The organism is Mesorhizobium sp. LNHC252B00, from assembly GCF_000502955.1.
Lineage (GTDB): Bacteria > Pseudomonadota > Alphaproteobacteria > Rhizobiales > Rhizobiaceae > Mesorhizobium.
Genome location: NZ_AYWO01000006.1, coordinates 139,174 through 155,725, shown reverse-complemented (window position 1 = coordinate 155,725; position 16,552 = coordinate 139,174). Strand labels below are relative to the sequence as shown.

Annotated in this window: 15 protein-coding genes and 2 pseudogenes; 14 read left to right on the top strand and 3 right to left on the bottom strand. The window is 60.6% G+C overall.

The window, feature by feature from the left end:
• Positions 1-179: 179 nt before the first annotated feature.
• Positions 180-548, top strand: a pseudogene (locus X744_RS158845) (alkene reductase); the annotation flags it as partial.
• A 59-nt stretch (positions 549-607) separates the two neighbouring features.
• On the opposite strand, the gene X744_RS158850 reads toward X744_RS158845, so the two are convergent.
• Both X744_RS158850 and X744_RS158855 read right to left on the bottom strand, forming a co-directional pair.
• A complete protein-coding gene (locus X744_RS158850) occupies positions 608-790 on the bottom strand; it encodes a hypothetical protein (protein WP_031260098.1) in 183 nt (60 codons plus the stop codon).
• 65 nt (positions 791-855) lie between these two features.
• Positions 856-1,050, bottom strand: coding sequence for a hypothetical protein (locus X744_RS158855; protein ID WP_023758832.1), 195 nt, complete (start codon positions 1,048-1,050; stop codon positions 856-858).
• 500 nt (positions 1,051-1,550) lie between these two features.
• Between X744_RS158855 and X744_RS158860 the strand changes: the two genes are divergently transcribed.
• From X744_RS158860 to X744_RS158895, 8 genes are all read left to right on the top strand, one after another.
• Positions 1,551-2,555: an HlyD family secretion protein gene (locus tag X744_RS158860; RefSeq protein ID WP_245266563.1), complete on the top strand. Its 1,005-nt coding sequence runs from the start codon at positions 1,551-1,553 to the stop codon at positions 2,553-2,555.
• A gap of 23 nt (positions 2,556-2,578) precedes the next feature.
• Positions 2,579-4,165, top strand: coding sequence for an MFS transporter (locus tag X744_RS158865; protein WP_023758830.1), 1,587 nt, complete (start codon positions 2,579-2,581; stop codon positions 4,163-4,165).
• A gap of 307 nt (positions 4,166-4,472) precedes the next feature.
• A complete protein-coding gene (locus X744_RS158870) occupies positions 4,473-7,868 on the top strand; it encodes a PAS domain-containing protein (RefSeq protein ID WP_084025358.1) in 3,396 nt (1,131 codons plus the stop codon).
• Between the two features lie 400 nt (positions 7,869-8,268).
• A complete protein-coding gene (locus X744_RS158875) occupies positions 8,269-8,910 on the top strand; it encodes a response regulator (RefSeq protein WP_023758828.1) in 642 nt (213 codons plus the stop codon).
• A gap of 2 nt (positions 8,911-8,912) precedes the next feature.
• Positions 8,913-9,290: a response regulator gene (locus tag X744_RS158880; RefSeq protein ID WP_031260092.1), complete on the top strand. Its 378-nt coding sequence runs from the start codon at positions 8,913-8,915 to the stop codon at positions 9,288-9,290.
• 2 nt (positions 9,291-9,292) lie between these two features.
• Entirely contained in the window at positions 9,293-9,985 is a 693-nt protein-coding gene (locus X744_RS158885; protein WP_027026535.1) for a response regulator transcription factor, read from the top strand.
• A gap of 390 nt (positions 9,986-10,375) precedes the next feature.
• Complete coding sequence (locus tag X744_RS158890) at positions 10,376-11,365, top strand: alpha/beta hydrolase (RefSeq protein WP_023758825.1); 990 nt, start codon at positions 10,376-10,378, stop codon at positions 11,363-11,365.
• 143 nt (positions 11,366-11,508) lie between these two features.
• A complete protein-coding gene (locus tag X744_RS158895) occupies positions 11,509-12,258 on the top strand; it encodes a glucose 1-dehydrogenase (RefSeq protein WP_023758824.1) in 750 nt (249 codons plus the stop codon).
• Positions 12,259-12,554: 296 nt separating this feature from the next.
• Here the strand turns inward: X744_RS158895 and X744_RS1000000171900 are convergent, their stop codons facing one another.
• The gene (locus X744_RS1000000171900) at positions 12,555-12,818 is read right to left on the bottom strand and encodes a DUF680 domain-containing protein (protein WP_245266561.1); all 264 of its coding nucleotides are present in this window, start codon (positions 12,816-12,818) and stop codon (positions 12,555-12,557) included.
• Positions 12,819-13,189: 371 nt separating this feature from the next.
• On the opposite strand from X744_RS1000000171900, the gene X744_RS158900 reads away from it, so the two are divergent.
• From X744_RS158900 to X744_RS158915, 5 genes and pseudogenes are all read left to right on the top strand, one after another.
• Positions 13,190-13,981 (top strand): alpha/beta hydrolase, encoded by a 792-nt coding sequence (locus tag X744_RS158900; protein ID WP_031260090.1) that lies wholly within the window; start codon positions 13,190-13,192, stop codon positions 13,979-13,981.
• 64 nt (positions 13,982-14,045) lie between these two features.
• A pseudogene (locus X744_RS01000000169565) lies at positions 14,046-14,770 on the top strand (NAD(P)H-binding protein).
• A gap of 80 nt (positions 14,771-14,850) precedes the next feature.
• The gene (locus X744_RS158905) at positions 14,851-15,249 is read left to right on the top strand and encodes a cupin domain-containing protein (protein ID WP_023758821.1); all 399 of its coding nucleotides are present in this window, start codon (positions 14,851-14,853) and stop codon (positions 15,247-15,249) included.
• Positions 15,250-15,288: 39 nt separating this feature from the next.
• Positions 15,289-15,936 (top strand): hypothetical protein, encoded by a 648-nt coding sequence (locus X744_RS158910; RefSeq protein WP_023758820.1) that lies wholly within the window; start codon positions 15,289-15,291, stop codon positions 15,934-15,936.
• Positions 15,937-16,040: 104 nt separating this feature from the next.
• Positions 16,041-16,433, top strand: coding sequence for a CBS domain-containing protein (locus tag X744_RS158915; RefSeq protein ID WP_023758819.1), 393 nt, complete (start codon positions 16,041-16,043; stop codon positions 16,431-16,433).
• Positions 16,434-16,552: the final 119 nt, after the last annotated feature.

Sequence of the window (16,552 nt, the reverse complement as noted above, 5' to 3'; positions counted from 1 at the left end):
CGCGGTGACGGCGGCGGCAGGGCACGTATCGTGGCGCGGGTCACCGATCCCGGCGAGGGCCAGTGGTCTCGCAAACAGCTGCCCGGCAGCAGAACGGCGAACGAAGAACCGACCTCACAGCCAATGGCCCAGGCATCTTGTCATCCAGCTCGAACTCGTCAAGGACAGTATGGTAGCAGCCCCAGGCGCAGTTCGACTATATCGTCGATCAACTCGACGCTTTGGGCATCGCCTATATCCATGTCGTCGAGGGCGCCACGGGCGGATCGCGCGATATCGCGCCGTTCGACTTCGGATCGCTCCGCCGGCGTTTCAACAATACCTATATCGCCAATAACGGCTATGACCTCGAACTCGCGGCGTCGCGGCTCGCTGAGGGCAAGGCGGACCTGTTCGCCTTCGGGCGCCCGTTCATCGCCAATCCCGACCTTGTGGAACGGCTGAAGACGCGCACGCCGCTGACGGAGTTCAACTCGGCGACGCTCTATGGCGGCGGCTCCGCCGGGTACACCGACTATCCCGCGATCGCCGCCTCAAGCCGCCCATGAAAGCAGACGATCGGCTTGGGGAGCATGATGTCCGGGTTTGCCAAAGGGACAAAGGGGCATCAAATCAGGCGATTGCTTTCCGCAATTTGGCGCGCCCGCCGCACCGTGCCGTCGGTGTCGGCGGACCTTCGTCTTGACGCTTCGTCGGTTCTGATCGTCAGCCGCTTCGACAGGAATTTTCCGGCTTCGACGATCGGCTTGACAGGTATGGCAGGCGCGTCCGGGGTTTTCATATTCCTCATGCGTGTTGTCCTTTTAGGAAAGAATGAAAGGGAGAGCGGCTCCCGTACCTCGCTCGGCGGCAAAGTTAAGGTCGCACGATCCAGGCCAGCAACGCCGGATCAAAATCGGAGTTGCCGGTATAGTCGAGGATCAAATGCGCGGCGTATGCCTGCCACTGATCCTCGGAGAGCTGCATTTCAATGACCGATGTTCTGAAGGCGTCGCGCAGGATATTGCAGTCAAAAGTCGAAATCGCATCGGCCGAATGGTCATTGTCCACGATGCAGCGCCCGTTGAGGGCGGGAGTACGATGGACACTCTCGAGCGCCGGTGCCCAAGTTCTGTGGCCGGCGACAACGGACTGTACACCCCCGACAGGTGCTTAGCGAATCATTCGGGCGAATTGCTCGGCGGCGCGTCAGCTGAGCGGCCGGCCTGATCCCGCCGCCTACCTGTGCCGAGGTCCAATACGAACTACCGATCGGGCGAGTTGGGATGTTCATTCGTGTGATAGCCGCGAGACCATGAAATCCGCGATCGTTCGGCAGCTCTGCTTGGTGCAGAACCGCAACTCGACGGAGACATTCTCGTGAAAGCCTATCACGCACCGCGGCTTGCAGCCTTGCCGACCATCTCTCTCTCCGGGAGTTACCGCCGCGATGGCGCGTGCGTTGACTTGAGGTCGAGGCGATCATGAGCCGAGCCCGCAAGATCGCACTCGTCATCGTTGCCCTTATGGTGGTTCCACCGGCAGCGATATGGGGCTGGCAATGGTTCACGATGGGCCGATTCGAGGAAGCGACCGACAACGCCTATCTCCGCGGAGACACTACCAATATCGCTCCCAAGCTGGCGGGCTATGTCGTCGAAGTCGATGTGGACGACAATGCCAGCGTTGCAAAGGGGGCTGTTCTCTTTCGCATCGATGACAGCGACTACAAGGCCAAAGTGATCCAGGCGAAGGCCAACGTCGCCGCCCGGCACGCGGATATCGCCAACATCGGGGCGACCCGGAAACTTCAGGACGCGTTGATCGCGCAGGCTGAGGCGCAGAAGCAATCCGCCACCGCTGACCTGCAGTTCGCGCGCGCCAACCTGAACCGCTACGTGACGCTGCAGAAGAACGGGACAGCAAGCGATCAGAAGCTGCAGGATGCACAGGCTGGCCATGACAAGGCACAGGCATCCCTGGACGGCGCAGAAGCCAATCTGTTGGCTCAAAAGCTGAAACTCGACGTTCTCGACGCACAATTGTCCGGCGCGCAAGCAGCCCTGGCGCAGGCGCAGGCAGCGCTCGATCTGGCTATGCTCGACCTGGACAACACAGTCGTGAGAGCTCCGGTCGAAGGGATCGTTGGCAATCGCCAGATCCGTGTCGGCCGCTATGTCACTCCGGGAGCGGCAGCCTTGGACATCGTTCCTGTCAACGACGTCTGGGTCGTCGCCAACTTCAAGGAAACCCAGCTGAAGCAGGTGCAGATCGGTCAACCTGTCCGCGTCAGGGTCGACGGATATCCAGATCTGGAAATCGCTGGTGTTGTCGACAGCTTCGCACCCGGCAGCGGTGCGGCGTTCAGCCTGCTGCCGCCGGACAATGCGACTGGAAACTTCATTCGCGTTGTCCAACGCGTGCCTGTCAAGATCAGGATGAAGCGCAACCCGTTGCCCGGCCGCCTGGTTCCGGGGCTCTCGGCGCGCGTTGCCATCGCCGTTAATGCCCAGGATGCCGCTATTGCGCTGGAAACGCAGCCCCGCGGAACCGCGAACGGACGCTCGCTACAGTGACGCGTCTCGCTGAAGAAGCAGCCATGCAGCATCATCTCGGCGCACCGTTGCGCGCCTCGCTCATGGCGACAGGCATTGTGCTGGCCGCCCTCATGGACGCGGTCGCATCCACTGCTCTGTCCATCGGCCGGATCGACATGCTTGGCGACACCTACGCAACGCCGGACGAACTGGCGATGGCCGACGTTGTTTTCATCGCTGCCAAACTGACGGTTTTCCTTGTCGCGCCGCTTTTTGTCAGGGCAGTCGGGCCGACCGCCTGTTTGCGCGCAGGGATCGTCGCCCTTTTGCTGTCATCCGGGGCAATGACGTTCTCCGTTGACCTCACCTGGATTGACATCTGCCGCGTTGTCCAAGGTCTGGCCGGCGGCACAATTCTCGTCGCAGGTCAGACTCTGCTGTTCTTCCGGTTCCCGCACAGAAATCAGCCGGTCGTTCAGGCAATTTTCGCTGTAGGCGCCGTGATGGCTCCGGCGGCCGTTACGCCTGCCCTGGAGGGCTGGCTCGTCGACCATCTCACCTGGGACTGGATATTCCTCAGCAACATTCCCCTCGGCATCGCCTCCCTTGTCCTTCTGGGGGCGGACGGCGACCGGACCTACTGGCGTGAAATCAGGCTTCCTGTCCTTCAGATCTTGTTGCTTGGCCTGGGCGCCGCGCTTTTGACCTACGTCCTGCTGCAAGGCAACAGGTTCAACTGGTTCGACGACACGGATATCACCCTGCTTACCACCATCGGTGTCGTGGCCGTCGGCTTTCTGGCTATTTGGGAAACCGGTTTCCGTTCAGAACGCTCACTGCTGGCTGTTTCGCCACTGGGGAGTCCGGACTTCTGTTTTGGCCTGCTCGTCAGCATCATCGCGGGCTTTGCTCTTTCGGGCAGCGCCTATCTCATCCCGGCTTTTGCCCTCAATGTCCTCGGTTTTACGGCCACGGGCGCAGGAGTGCTTCTGCTACCCAGTGGGGCCGCACTCGCGCTGGGGCTTCTGTTCGCTGGCTTCGTCATCGAAAAGACCGGAATTCACCCGATTGCGCTTGTCCCGTTTGGTGTTTTGCTCTTCGCCGGAGCCATGTGGCTCCTGTCCGGTTCGACCAGCGCGAGCGGCTCACCGGACCTGAGCCTTCCTTTGTTTCTGCGGGGATTCGGCTTGGGTCTTCTGTTCGTGGCGTTGACGCTGGTTACGCTGCGGGGACTTGCCGCCGATGCGCTGCCGTTCGGCATCGGCCTGTTCTGCTTCGGCAAACAGGTGGGCGGTATGACCGGAACAGCCCTTTTGCAAACGTACATTGATCATCAAAATATCCACAACCGAACCATACTGGCTGCCCACCTCGTGAATGGCGACGCGGCCGTGGACCAGCGCCTGCGGTCCACCGCGAACGTTCTGGTGACAAACGGTATGGACAGTGCCACGGCGACGAAGGCCGCGCTCCCCCTTTTGCAGCGCGCGCTCGAGAGGCAGGTCGCCACGATCTCGTTCGATGAAGCTTTCTTCGCGCTTGTCGTGCTGTTCGCGGTCGCTGCCCCCTGTCTCATCCTGGCCAAACAATTCCTCGGCAGCCGAGCCGCTCGGCCGAACCGAACAGGCTTCAGACCCCAGCGCCTCTAGGCCATATACAGTGGAACTTATGTTTGCCGGCAGGCTCGGGATTTATAGTGCGAGCGGTGTCGACCGGACGAGATAGGCTGGAGGATGCTGGGCATTGCGGGTTCGCCGTGCGGCAGACAAAGCGGCAGCCGACATGACCTGGCCGTATCGTACAGTCTCTGCGCGATGCATGGATTTCCATGAGATGCGGCTGGGGCGCGGCGGGTTTATTATGGGCTGCGAGTTCGTCAGCCCAGATTCCAGCTGCTGAGAGCAAGTGCTATACGGAGAGCCGACAAGGCTTTTGTTTGTCCGTCAGGAGCAGCCGATGACGACAGCATCCACCTCGCCTAGCAAAACCGACTCCGAAGCAACACGCGCGCTGAAGCATGGGTTGGACCAACCCGGATTTGGATCGCAAGGACGAGGTCGACCTCGCGCGGCAAATGAACCAGGCCTGCCTCCCGGCGATCTTGTCAGTGATCTTGAAACAAGCAGTTCGTCTCGGGTCTGGGCGCATCGCCCTCGATCCTTGCATCTGGGACTTTTTATCGCGGTTTACGTCTTGGGCTGCGGATTCGCTCAGTCGCTCGCGATCGTACCTGGAACGGGCATCTCCATTTGGCCTCCGAGCGGGCTTTTCATCGCCACGCTCCTCATTGCCTCCAGGTATAGCTGGCCGTGGTGGATAGTGGCAGCCTGTGTGGCTGAACTGACCAGCAACCTATTGTGGTTCCACACTCCGCTGCCTGCCGCCTTCCTGATCTATGCCGGCAATGCTCTCGAAGCTGTGGCCGGGGCATGGCTCGTGAATCGGGCTTGCAAGCGCCCGCTTCGGCTGGAAACCTTGCAGGAAGTTCTCGCATTCGTCGTATTGGCCGCTGGAATCGCGCCAGTCGCAAGCGCGACGGTGGGAAGTGCAACGCTTGCGTGGTTCGGCATTCAGTCACAGAGCTTCGCCGCGGCCTGGCCTCTATGGTGGATCGGCGACGCAACCGGGGTCCTGATCGTGGCGCCGCTGGCGCTGGTCGTGTTCCAGAACTGGCGCGGCAAGGCCCGGCTTTCGGCCGCCCGATGGATCGAAGCTGGCGTCCTGGCGCTGATCTTTCTCGGCGTTGCCGCCCTCTCCTTGAGCGGTTACCTGCCCTTCGCCTACATCATTATGCCGCCTCTTCTTTGGGCCGCGGTGCGCTTTGAGTTCAGGGGCGCCGCAGTCGCCTTGATCCTGCTTGCGCTGATCACGGCGGTATTCACGGTATCCGGCGCCAGCCAATTTGCCGGCGACCCCGTTTCCCAAAAGCACAATCAGATCATGCTGCAGCTTTTTCTGGTCATTTCGGCGTTCTCGGCTCTGATCGTGGCCGCCATTTCGCGGCAGCACCAGCAGGCGGTGCTCACATTGCACGAAAGCGTCGAGGCATTGAGGCGGAGCGAACAGCAACTCCAGCAGATGATTGACGCCGTGCCGGTCCGCATCTGGAGCGCCATGCCGACGGGCGGGCCGGCCTACTTCAATAAGCGGTACCAGGACCATTTCCGTTCCGTCATCGCGAACTTCGAAGATCTGGGCGAGCCGCGCATCGATGAATTGCTGCAGAAGCTGATCCATCCCGAAGATGCTCCCGGGGTGCAGTGCACGCTATTGAATAGCTTCGAGACCGGCGATGGCTCCACCATGCGGTTTCGCTGGCTTGAAAAGGACGGCTCTTATCGCTGGGCGGAGTGCAGGGTGGAGCCCCGACGTGATGGAAACGGCGCCGTTGTGCAATGGTACGGCGTTTCTCTCGATGTCGACGATGAGGTGCGCGCGCAGGAGGCATTGCGCGAAAGTGAGCGACGCCTTCAGCAACTCATCGACACGGTGCCCGCCTTGATCTGGAGTACGACACGGGAAGGAACGCCATCCTATGTCAACAAGCGGTTCACGGACGTTACCGGGGCCACTCTTAGCGACATCATCGCCCCGGACGGCTCGCCGTCCCTCAGTGTGATCCATCCAGACGACATCGATACGGCACGGCAAGCGATCCGCCATTCATTCGCAACGGGCGTGCCTTACATTCAGAGATATCGCCAGCGGCGCGCCAACGGCGGCTATCGCTGGACCGAGACTCGCGCGGAGGCCCTCCGCGACGAAGATGGCCGTATCCTCCAGTGGTACGGTGTGAGCGTCGACATCCACGACCTGGTGACCACCCAGGCTGCGTTGCACAACCGAGAGCAGGCGCTCTCGCAACTCGTCAACATGGTTCCGAGCTACCTCTGGCGGCTGTCTTCGAACGGCGAGCCGACCTTCTTCAACAAGCGACTGATCGATTTTCTCGGCCTCGACATAACGGACGCGGAGATGCCGGACACGAACCGGCTGGCAGCCTTCATAGCCACCGTCGTTCATCCCGACGATGCACCCAGCCTGCGGGAAGCACTCAACAGTTGCTTCGCCACTGGCGAGCGCTTTTTCATGAAGTATCGCCTGCGTCGTGCCGATGGCGTTTACCGCTGGATGGAGGGCCAGGCCGAGCCGCTGAGGGATGAGAGCGGACGCATTGTCCAGTGGTACGGCCTTACGCACGACATCGACGATCAGCTACGGGTCGAGGAAGCGCTGCGCGAGAGAGAGCGCGCGCTTTGGCAACTCGTTGAAACGCTGCCGGCAATGATCGATTGTGCCGCGCCGGATGGCGAGCCGATGTACCGCAGCCAGCAGCTCCGCGAATTTCTCGGCTACAACCTCGAAGAACTGGACGAAGCGGGAAAATCGCGGCTGGCCGGCACACTCGAAGCGGGTGTTCATCCCGACGACTTGGCAGGTGTCAAGGAGAGATATGCCCATTCCTTGACCACAGGCGAGCCTTATGCGCGAAGACACCGTCTGCGGCGCTTCGATGGCGAATATCGCTGGGTCGAGACGCGAGCCGCCCCGATGCGCAACACTGAAGGGGCCATCGTGCAGTGGAACGTTATCTGCCTGGACATTGAAAACGAGGTGCGTGCACAAGAGCAGCTGCGACTGGCGCAAGAGAGACTTGCACGTGCGAGCCAGGCGGCGAGCCTTGCCGAACTCTCCGCATCCATCGCTCATGAGGTGAACCAGCCGCTGGCCGCGATCGTTGCCAACTCCAATGCATGCCACCGTTGGTTATCCGCCGAGCCCCCCAATCTCGACCGCGCGAAGATCACAGCCGAGCGCATTATCCGGGACGCCAACTCGGCGGCAGATGTCGTCAGCCGCATCCGCGCCTTGTTCAGGCCGTCCCTTGAACTGAGAACCAGCACGCCGATCCCCAGTGTCATTGACGAAGCGCGTGACCTCATGGCCGAGGAAGCCATACGGTGTCGCGTTCGCATGGATATCGACGTCGAACGCAACCTCCCGCTGGTCGCGTTCGATCGCGTCCAGATCCAACAGGTGCTGGTCAATCTTATTCGCAACGGCGTCGAGGCTATGCACGCCATTGCCGGTGACAAGGTTCTTGGGATGCGAGTGCGCCGGACAGGGGACATAATCCAGATTGAAGTCAGCGACTCCGGCCCGGGAGTCGAACATCCCGACAAGATATTCGACCCGTTCTTCACGACAAAAGGGCAAGGAATGGGCATGGGACTCGCGATCTCCCGTTCGATCATCGAGTCTCACGGCGGACGCTTATGGGCGGAGAACCGCGTTCCGCATGGGGCGAGGTTCGTCTTCACGCTTCCGGTTGAGGCGGAGGCTGCACCATGATCGGGCGACCGCAATAGTTTTTGGTCATACGCGGAACGCATCCGAGACGAGGGCACTGATTGCAGACGGCGCTTCGCTCGCTCGGTATCTCGGTATCTCGGTATGAAGCGTCGCGCGGGAGCGCTTGGTTTTCATTCCGGTTCTCCAAACGGGTGTGTCGGCCAGTCCGATGGAAATCCATGCATGGATTTCCATGAGATGCGAATGGCGTGTAGCGGGACTAGTATAGCGCCATGAGCATCCGCCCAAATCCAGCCACTGATAGAAGGTGCTATGCAGAGCACCGACAATCTCGAGCCTTTGTTGGTCCATCGGGAGCAACCGATGGCGGTGCTTCTCAAACAGCGGTTCGCCCTTTCGATCTCGGCATTCTCGCGTCCGTCGGTGCGAAAGTCCCGTCATGACTACGGACGAGCAAATTGTCTTCATCGTGGATGACGATCAACGCATCCGCGAGGCGCTCAGCGAACTGCTGGTTTCGCACGGCATGCGCGCCATAGCCTTCGGGTCGGCCGGTGAGTATATCAATGCAGACAAGCCGGATTTGCCTGCCTGTCTCATCCTCGATGTCGAGTTGCCAGATATCAACGGCCTCGATCTGCAGAGGGAGATCGCGGTGGGCGGTCATCCGCCGATCGTTTTCATAACAGGACATGGCGATATCCCATCCTCGGTGCGTGCGATCAAGCACGGCGCCGTGGATTTCCTGACCAAGCCGTTCAGCGATGCGGACCTCATGACCGCAATCCATGCGGCGATTGCCCAGGATCGGGAACAGAGATCGCAGCGCGCCGGACTTAGCCTGTTAAGGCAACGTTACCTCGAGTTGACGCCGCGCGAGCGCGAGGTGCTGCCGCTGGTGGTGAGTGGCCTGCTCAACAAGCAGGCCGCCGCTGAACTGGGAATCAGCGAAGTTACGCTGGAAATTCACAGAAGGAATGTGATGCAGAAAATGGGCGCCGCGTCGCTTGCCGACCTCGTCCGCATGGCGGAGCGATTGGAAATACCGATCACGCACTCGCGCCGATCGGGAGGGGGCTGAACGTGAGCAAGCGAAGGCCCGTCGTGGCGGTGGTTGACGACGATCCGAGGCTGCTTGAGTCGCTGGAGGATCTTCTGGAGTCCGCCGGCTATATAGCCCGCAGCTTCTCGTCGGCGGGATCGCTGGTCGTCAGTGGGTTGTCGGACGTGGACGTGCTCATCACCGACATCGGGATGCCCGGCATGGACGGCTTTGAGCTTCGTGACCTGGTCAAGAGGGCGCGTCCGAACCTTCCGGTATTCCTGATTACCGGCCGGCACGAGCTAGCGGATCAGTACCGCGCCAAAGGTGTTAGCGGGTTTTTCCGCAAGCCCTTCGATGGCCAGGCCCTGCTTGTGGCGGTGGGTGACGCTTTACGCAACCAAGAAACCGAGGGATGATCATGACAGTTGACCAGCCGCTCCAGCGGAGATCGCTATCGTCGGCGCCGCAGCGCAGGAGTGAAGCGGAGCAGCCGCTCGTCATTATTGTCGACGACGATGCGTCTGTCCGCGAGGCGCTATCGGAATTGATCCTGTCGGCGGGTTTCGAGCCAGTTTGCTTTGCCTCGACCCGCGAGTTGATCGACGCCGACATTTTGGACAGCCCCGGCTGCTTGATCCTCGACGTGCGCATGCCAGGATCGAGCGGCCTCGATCTGCAGCAGCATCTTGCGAAAAACGGCAACCCCAAACCCATCATCTTCCTGACCGGACATGGCGACATCCCGATGACCGTCCAGGCGATGAAGGCCGGCGCCGTGGATTTTCTCACTAAACCGGTGCGGGACCAGACGCTGCTTGACGCCGTCATCGCGGGTATTGCGATGGATGCCAAGCGGCGGGCGGATGCCGTGATCGTCAAGCGCAACATCGAGCGCGTTGAAACGCTGACGCCACGCGAGCGTGAGGTTCTGCATGAAGTGGCGCGCGGACGCCTCAACAAACAGATCGCCTTTGACCTCGGCATTAGCGAAGTGACGGTCAAGCTGCATCGCGGCAATGTCATGCGCAAGATGGAAGCCGCTTCCATCGGCGAGCTGATCCGGGCATGGGAGACACTGCCCGCGCCGATGCGACAGGCCGACGCGACATAGATCTCTGCCGCAACCTTCCTGCAAGTATGATGCAGGGACAGCCGATCGCTCGCGGGATTTGCGCGAGTTCCAACATTATCCATGCGATGACGCTTGGTCGCTGCCGCGTCACATCGGTCCGAACGGATAGTTTTGGGGCCAGCGTCGCGCTTTTGGAAACTAGACCAGGTTATTCCGCAGAGCCTCGTCTCAGCGTATCTCTCCTACACCTTGGCATCGCATGACAGACCCTTCCGTAGAATAGGTTTGCGGGCCGGATAAGCGCAATCTTCCTCGCAAGCCATCACGATCGTCGAGTGTCGCCCGCCCCTTCGCTCGCCCTCCCCGAAAGCGACCATGCAGGTCGGATCGATGATCGTGATGGTAGTTGTTGAAGGCCAAGCATCAGGGATGGACACGGTGAGCAGGGATGGACTTTTCACGATTGGCGCATCCCGCCGTGACGTCTTGGTGGGCGGATTGATCCTCGCCGCTACCGCCGGACTGCCGGTCGCTTCGCAATCTACCGCGGGCCGAAAGCCAAACGCCGCCATCCACCAAGACAAAGGAACCAGGACTATGAGCACAATCACGACCAAGGACGGCACCGAAATCTACTACAAGGACTGGGGCAGGGGGCCGGTTGTAACCTTCTCGCATGGCTGGCCGCTGAATTCGGACGCCTGGGACGGGCAGATGCTCTTTCTTGCCCATAACGGCTTTCGTGTGGTTGCGCATGACCGGCGCGGCCACGGCCGCTCCAGTCAGGCCATGTCCGGCAACGACATGAACGGCTATGCGGACGATCTCGCAGCGGTGATCGATGCGCTTGATCTGCGGGACGTCACGCTGGTCGGACATTCCACCGGAGGAGGCGAGGTCGCTCGCTATATCGGACGGCACGGGACGAAGCGGGTGTCCAAGACTGTGCTCATCGCTGCCGTCCCCCCGATCATGGTGAAGACGCCGGCCAATCCGGAGGGCCTGCCGATTGATGTGTTCGATGGAATACGGGCTGGCCTCCTCAAGGATCGCTCACAGCACTACCTGGACCTCGCACCGTCGTTTTATGGTGCAAACAGGCCAGGCGCCAAGGTCTCCCAGGGGATTCTGGATCAGTTCTGGCTCTGGAGCATGCAGGTCGGTCTCGTGAATGCATATGAATGCGTCAAAGCGTTCTCCGAAACCGATTTCACCGAGGACCTCAAGAAGTTCGATATACCGACGCTGATCCTGCATGGCGAGGACGACCAGATCGTCCCGGTCAAGGATTCGTCAGTCAAGTCGGCGCGGCTGATCAGGGGTGCAAAGGAAATATATTACCCCGGTGCGCCCCACGGGATTACGGCCACGCACCAGGATCAGGTCAATGCCGACCTGCTCGCCTTTATCAAAGGATAGCTTCCCGCGATCACGACCAGGCGTTGTTGCGGGCAGCTGCGGCCGTTCGAGTTCCGGAGAGCTCCGGCCGCAGCCTGCACGCCGCTGCTGCACTCGCCGGCGTCCAGCAGGCCAGTGCCAATATTCCGGAGGCAAGAAACGACATGGGCACACTGTCAGGTAAAATCGCTGTGGTCACCGGCGGAAACAGTGGAATCGGACTATCGGCTGCAAAAATCTTTGCTGACGAGGGCGCGCAAGTGGTCATCACCGGCCGCCGGCAGCAGGCGGTCGAGGAGGCGATCGCACAGATCGGGGCAGGCGCGCTGGGGATTCAAGGAGATGTGGCCGATGTGGCGCACCATGACGACGTAGCGCAGCAGATCCGCCAAAGGTTCGGGGCGCTCGACATCTATATGGCGAACGCCGGCTTAAACACCATCACACACTCGGCCGAAGTCTCCGAGGCAGAATATGACGCGCAGTTTGCCGTCAATACGCGCGGCGTCTTCTTCGGTGTCCAGAAGCTGATCCCGATCATGCGGAACGGCGGCGCAATCATCCTCACGGGGTCGCTGGCCAGCGAGAAAGTCCTGGACGGCCATGCTGTCTATGCTGGCTCGAAGGCGGCGATTAATGCGTTCGCGCGCAGCTGGGCGATCGAACTGAAGTTTCGTTGCATCCGAGTCAACGTGCTCAGCCCAGGTCCGGTGGATACGGCTATTCTCGAAAAGCTAGGCTTACCGTTTGAACAGCGGGGGCCGTTCGAAAAGGCGATGGCGGAAGCAATACCCCTGGGTCGTATGGGACAGCCGGAAGAGTTGGCAAAGGCCGCCCTGTTCCTTGCCTCGGACGCGAGCAGCTTTGTCACGGGTATCAACCTGCGGGTTGACGGCGGAATGGCGTTGCTCTGAGTCGCGCTTGCTCGGCTGTCCGCCGTCGCCACGCCCTTATTCCACGATCTCACCCACCGGGTGCGCATCCGAACCCTAAGACCGGCAGTGACGTCGACCGCGTCGCGCGGTGGGCACCGGATCGAAGGCGAGAACATTCGTCGTGGTAGTACAAATCAAGCCGATAGAAGCCGTCACGGACGCTGGCAGAGGGATCGGCTGGCAAGAGAGGTCGGTTCACCTCTCAAGGAAGTAACTCAGATGCCGCCGAAGGACCGAGGTTGCGCCCCGGCCCTTTAATTTTGTGTCGGTCAGGATCAGTGACCCCAGATGCCTTGGCCATGTTCGTCGTTGGAAACGGGCTTGCGAACGGTTTTCGGCATGCCGGTATCGTTGTTCATTTTTCTGGTCGAGGAGGTATACGTGTTGTCAGACGCAGTTGCAGGTTGCTGGGCTCCGTTTGATCCATAGTGGTCGCTTCCGGCAATTGCGTTTCCTGCTGTAACAACAAGAGCGGCGGCAGCAAGAGCTGTCATTTTCATTTTGGTAACTCCATCTTTATCTTGGTAGTCTTCACCCATCCAGATATAAAGCCTCGCTTCCGCAAGACGATTAGACGATCCGGCTGTGTGACCCATACGTTGGCATTGAGCGATGCAAGCCGAAGGGCAGGGACAATGTCGTTGACGGGAGCGCAGTGCGCTGAACATTCGTCGGAGCGAAGTGGTGTTTGGAAGCAGCCACTTGCATGGATCTTTATTGGCCGCCGCCCCGGCAACATTCCAGCGCTGCCGGCCATCCGCTGCAGCATGCCACCGGTCACCTGATCTCAGCGATGACCTACCCTGGACCTTGGCATCACATGACTGACCATTCCGCATAATAGGTCGGCGCGCCGGGTCGGCGCATTCTTCTGCGCATAGGTCATGAAAGGCCGGCAAAGGAGAAAGCAATGTCGAACATTACCAGGATCCTGGCGCTCGCAGCGGCGATTGCCTTATCGAGCACCGCGATGGCGCAGCCGGTCGGCCCAAAGGCCAAGCCGACGGTCGTGCTGGTGCACGGCGCCTTCGCCGAGTCGTCGAGCTGGGATGCGGTCATCACCAAACTCAACAGGGACGGCTATATAGCCAAGGCCGCAGCCAATCCGCTCCGCGGCGTCGCCAGCGATGCCTCGGCAGTCTCGGCCATCCTCCGGTCGATCCCCGGGCCGGTCGTTCTGGTGGGTCATTCCTATGGCGGGCCAGTCATCACCGAGGCCGCCAACGGCAATGCCAATGTGAAGGCCCTGGTCTATGTGGCTGGGTTCGCGCCGGAGACCGGTGAATCGAGCCTGACGCTTTCTGGCATGTTTCCCGGCAGCACTTTGGCGAGCGCGCTTGCTCCAGTCGCGTTGCCGGGCGGCGGCCAGGATCTCTTCATCCAGCCCGACAAGTTCCGCGCCCAGTTCGCCGCCGATGTCCCGGAAGAACAGGCGTCGCTAATGGCCGCCACTCAACGCCCCGTCGCACAGGCAGCTCTGGCTGAGGCCTCGGGCGTTGCCTCATGGAAGACGCTGCCGTCCTACATGATCTACGGCACGGATGACCGAAATATCCCCGCAGCCGTCATGGGCTTCATGGCCAAGCGCGCGCATGCCGTAAAAACCGTCGTCGTCGAGGGGGCTTCCCACGCCCTCATGGTCTCGCATCCCGACGAGGTCACGTCTCTTATCGAGGATGCTGCTGCATCGGCCAGTCAGTAACTGGCTGAAAACGCCTGCGTCCGATCAACAACGCAAATCAACACGCCCAACCAGGAGATTGGAAATGAAAATCGTCGTCATCGGCGGAACCGGGCTGATCGGTTCGAAGACTGTGGAACGACTGCGGAAAAAGGGGCACGACGTGCTTGCGGCGTCGCCGAACTCCGGAGTGAACACCGTCACGGGAGAAGGGGTGGCCGCCGCACTTGCCGGGGCGCAGGTCGTCGTCGATCTTGCGAACTCGCCGTCGTTCGAGGAGAAGGCCGCGCTGGAATTCTTCGCGGCGTCCGGGCGTAATCTTCTTGCAGCCGAAGCCGCCGCCGGCGTCCGTCATAACGTGGCATTGTCAGTCGTCGGCACCGACCGGCTGCAGGGCATGGGCTATTTCCGCGGCAAGTTGCTCCAGGAAAAACTGATCAAGGAATCCGGAATCCGATACACGATCGTCCACGCTACACAATTCTTCGAATTCACAGCCGCCATCGCAAACACCGGCGCCGTCGGCGATACCATCCATATGTCACCGGCGTACTTCCAACCCATGGCGGCCGATGATGTCGCCGATGCAATGGCGGACGTCGCGCTTGCCACNAGACGTGTGCTCTTCCGATCTTCGTCGGTCGCTTTCTGAAGGCCACCAACGACCCCCGCAAGGTCGTCGCGGATCCTGGTGCTCTCTACTATGGTCAAGTGGCAATCGACGATCGAACGCTTGTTCCCGGCGAGAATGCGCACATCGGCGCCGTGCATTTCGATGACTGGCTCAGCCGGTACACACCGCCGACATAAACAAACAAAGCTAACGCCGGTCTTGTGACCAATCGGATCGGCGTTCCCCAGCCATGCATATTCCAACAAGGAGACCAGACATGATCAAGACACTTCTCTGCGCAGCGCTCATTGCCACCTCCGTCACCGCGGCGAGAGCCGATGACGCGGACGTAAAGCTTGTCTACGACCAGGCTCTTCCAAACGTGTCCGGCAAGAGCATGAAAGCGGTGCTCGTCGAGTACGCACCGGGCGGTACATCGCCGGCGCATACCCATCCCAAATCCGCGTTTATCTATGCGACGGTGCTGGAGGGGGCGATCCGAAGCCAGGTCAACGAAGGACCGGTGAAGACCTATCGTGCCGGCGAAAGTTTCTCGGAATTTCCCGGCGACCGTCACGCGGTCAGCGAAAACGCCAGCAAGACGGAACGCGCCCGCCTGCTTGCGATCTTCGTTGTCGATACCAACGAGAAGGACCTGACGACATACGCGAAATGAAATCGGGCTAGTCGTCGGGCGTAAAGGAAGGTCACCGATATGGATGCGATCGGCAGGCGCACGCTTGCAGGAGTTTCGCTCCCCGACACGCCGATTGTTGGCCGCGCGATCGAATATGCTCGTCAGCGATGTGAACCCTACTTGTTCAATCACGTGGTCCGATCCTGGCTTTTCGCGGCCAGGATCGGACAGCTTCAGAATGTCGAGCACGACGCGGAAGTTGTCGCTGTCGGAACCTTGTTGCATGACATCACGCTCAATGAGCACTTTGCCGGGCCGCGCCGTTTCGAAGTGGAGGGCGCCGATCTGGCTCGAACCTTCGTCCGGGACGGCGGCTTCGACGAACGTCGCGCTCAACTGATCTGGGACAGCGTCGCCCTCAACTCGACACCGTCGATCGGCCTCTACAAAGAAGCCGAGGTGGCGCTGTGCACAGCCGGCATCTGCCTCGATGTCGTCGGCTTGCAATATAAGCTCATCCCTTCCACCGAGATGGCAAGGATCGTCGGCGAATTCCCACGGCTTGGAATGAAGCGGCGGATGACGCGATGCTTTTGTCAGATCGCGAATGTCAGTCGCGAAACCACCTACGACAACTTTGCCCGGGATTTCGGCGAACGCTTTGTCCCCGGCTACAGGGCTCCTTCGGCAGTTGATTCCGTGATGAACGCTCCCTTCCAGGAGTGAGGAAAACATCGAACCCCAACCTCCCGGCTGTGGCCGCGAGGCGCTTTCAGGAGGGCGTCATGCGCATTGACAGTCTGCATCCAATAACGTCGGCCCGCCTCTCAGTGATCGATGTCGACGCTCCGCTTCGCGGTGCCGCACTCTCGCTTTCCAAACCAGCAACAGGCCTGGTCGTCGTTTGCCACGGCAACGGGCAGGCGGCAGGTGTGCTGAGCAAGTCCGATATCATCCGCCATCTGGCCAATTCAGGGCCAACAGAAGCGCCCGTTGCTACGTTGATGAGCCGATCCATCGTCTCCTGCGGTCCCGACGACGACGTCCATTCAGTCTGGCAGACGATGGCCGCGCGAGGCCTTCAGAATGTGCCGGTACTTGGGGCGGACCAGAAACCGATAGGCGTGCTTGATATCCGTGATGCAATGAAGGCGCTCTTCGATCAAGAGGAGCTCCAGGAGCAACTCTTGGCCAACTACATCGGCGGGATCGGCTACCAGTGATGCAGGAGCAAGGCACCGGGCCGGCCACAGCAAGCCCACTCCGGGCGATCTCTTGTTCCTCGTGCTCGTCAACATGATCGCTGGGCCCCGCGACGCGATAGCACGACATATACCACGGT

Coding starts and splice junctions, on each gene's coding strand:
- X744_RS158850 (WP_031260098.1), bottom strand. CDS start 790: ATGAGGAATATGAAAACCCCGGACGCGCCTGCCATACCTGTCAAGCCG.
- X744_RS158900 (WP_031260090.1), top strand. CDS start 13,190: ATGTCGAACATTACCAGGATCCTGGCGCTCGCAGCGGCGATTGCCTTA.
- X744_RS158885 (WP_027026535.1), top strand. CDS start 9,293: ATGACAGTTGACCAGCCGCTCCAGCGGAGATCGCTATCGTCGGCGCCG.
- X744_RS158875 (WP_023758828.1), top strand. CDS start 8,269: ATGACTACGGACGAGCAAATTGTCTTCATCGTGGATGACGATCAACGC.
- X744_RS158905 (WP_023758821.1), top strand. CDS start 14,851: ATGATCAAGACACTTCTCTGCGCAGCGCTCATTGCCACCTCCGTCACC.
- X744_RS1000000171900 (WP_245266561.1), bottom strand. CDS start 12,818: ATGGGTGAAGACTACCAAGATAAAGATGGAGTTACCAAAATGAAAATG.
- X744_RS158860 (WP_245266563.1), top strand. CDS start 1,551: ATGGGCCGATTCGAGGAAGCGACCGACAACGCCTATCTCCGCGGAGAC.
- X744_RS158865 (WP_023758830.1), top strand. CDS start 2,579: ATGCAGCATCATCTCGGCGCACCGTTGCGCGCCTCGCTCATGGCGACA.
- X744_RS158890 (WP_023758825.1), top strand. CDS start 10,376: ATGGACACGGTGAGCAGGGATGGACTTTTCACGATTGGCGCATCCCGC.
- X744_RS158870 (WP_084025358.1), top strand. CDS start 4,473: ATGACGACAGCATCCACCTCGCCTAGCAAAACCGACTCCGAAGCAACA.
- X744_RS158895 (WP_023758824.1), top strand. CDS start 11,509: ATGGGCACACTGTCAGGTAAAATCGCTGTGGTCACCGGCGGAAACAGT.
- X744_RS158910 (WP_023758820.1), top strand. CDS start 15,289: ATGGATGCGATCGGCAGGCGCACGCTTGCAGGAGTTTCGCTCCCCGAC.